1 protein-coding gene and 2 pseudogenes are annotated in these 1,456 nt (G+C 63.5%); all 3 read left to right on the top strand.

All coding sequences use genetic code 11. The features are described 5' to 3' along the window. Nucleotides 1-161: pseudogene (locus EN780_RS41040) on the top strand (anti-sigma factor); the annotation flags it as partial. Between the two features lie 21 nt (nt 162-182). After that, the gene (locus tag EN780_RS34105; RefSeq protein WP_127392809.1) at nt 183-899 is read left to right on the top strand and encodes a Bax inhibitor-1/YccA family protein; all 717 of its coding nucleotides are present in this window, start codon (nt 183-185) and stop codon (nt 897-899) included. Between the two features lie 293 nt (nt 900-1,192). Next, nucleotides 1,193-1,456, top strand: a pseudogene (locus tag EN780_RS34100) (aldose 1-epimerase family protein); the annotation flags it as partial.

The raw sequence follows: 1,456 nt of genomic DNA, 5'->3' as shown, positions 1-1,456 counted from the left end.
GGCCGGGGACTTTCGACGTGGTGAAGCCGGCCCTCGCGCCCTCGGGCGACATTTCCTCGGCCTATTTCCAGATCGGCGAGGTGGCCTACGCCGTCGTCGCGCGAAGCGATGCGCGCGACCTCGACCGGGCCGCCGAAACGCTGGCCCGCACGCTTTACTGAGATCAACCAAGGAGACTGAACATGAACACCCCCAACCTGGGATATCGCGTGGGCAGCGGCGCCCAAACGGGCGCCCTCTATGACGAGGGCCTGCGCCGCCACATGCTGCGCGTCTACAACTATATGGGCCTTGGCCTGGTCGTCACCGGCGCCATCGCCTTCGCCGTGGCGTCGACGCCCGCGCTCTACGTGCCGATCTTCTCCAGCCCCTTGAAATGGGTGGTGATGCTGGCGCCGCTCGCCTTCGTGCTTTTGTTCTCGTTCCGCATGCAGACCATGTCGGCGGCGAGCGCGCAGGCCATGTTCTGGGCCTTCTGTGCGGTGATGGGCCTGTCGCTGGCCTCGGTGTTCCTGGTCTTCACCGGCACCAGCATCGCGCGCACGTTCTTCATCGCCGCCACCATGTTCGGCGCTACCAGCCTCTACGGCTACACGACCAGGCGCGACCTGACGCAGTTCTCGTCGTTCCTGATCATGGGCCTGATCGGCGTGGTCATCGCCAGCCTCGTCAACCTGTTCCTCGGTTCGACGGCGCTGCAGTTCGCCATCTCGGTGATCGGTATCGCCGTGTTCATTGGCCTCACTGCCTGGGACACGCAGACGATCAAGGAGCAGTATGCGGAGAATTTCGATGCGGAATCGCAGCAGAAGCTCGCCGTCTTCGGCGCCTTCTCGCTCTATTTGAACTTCGTCAACATCTTCCAGCTGTTGCTGAACTTCACCGGCGAGCGCGAGTAGGCCGAACCGTAGCAGGCAACAGGTCTCACCTTGCCGGGGCCGGAGGGCAACCTCCGGCCATTTCTTTGAGGGCAAACTGGCGCTCGGGTCCGTGCATCGTTCGTCGCCGCTTGGCCCACTGCAGTGCACTCCGCTGCTCTTGAGTTCACGCGCGGCCTTTTGCTAGCCTGCAGGTCACACCAGAGCGGTTCGGCGCTTCATGGGATCGCCGAACCGCTCTAGCCATTGGTTTCTGCGCAATTCCGGACGGAAAACCGTTACACACTTTCCTGGAATTGCTTAAGCGAGGGCGCATGGAACAGGACAGCCTTACGCTTCACGGTGACGGCATCTCGGCGACCATCGTCAGGCAGGGTGCCGAACTGGTCTCGCTGCGCGACAGTGAAGGAACCGAGCTTCTGTGGCAGGCCGGTCCGGCCTGGAAGCGCCATTCCCCGGTCCTGTTCCCGATCGTCGGCCGGCTGAAGGGCGACCAACTGCGGCACCGCGGCCGATCCTATCCGATGACGCAGCATGGCTTTGCCCGCGACAGGCGCTTTGCATGGACGGAGCAAGGG

It is taken from the genome of Mesorhizobium sp. M4B.F.Ca.ET.089.01.1.1 (assembly GCF_004022605.1).
Taxonomy (GTDB): Bacteria; Pseudomonadota; Alphaproteobacteria; order Rhizobiales; family Rhizobiaceae; genus Mesorhizobium; species Mesorhizobium abyssinicae.
Note: the sequence above shows the minus strand (reverse complement) of the source record. Positions and strands in the feature narration are given on the sequence as shown.

Excerpts from the sequence above, each read along its gene's own strand:
- EN780_RS34105 (WP_127392809.1), top strand. The coding sequence starts at position 183 with ATGAACACCCCCAACCTGGGATATCGCGTGGGCAGCGGCGCCCAAACG.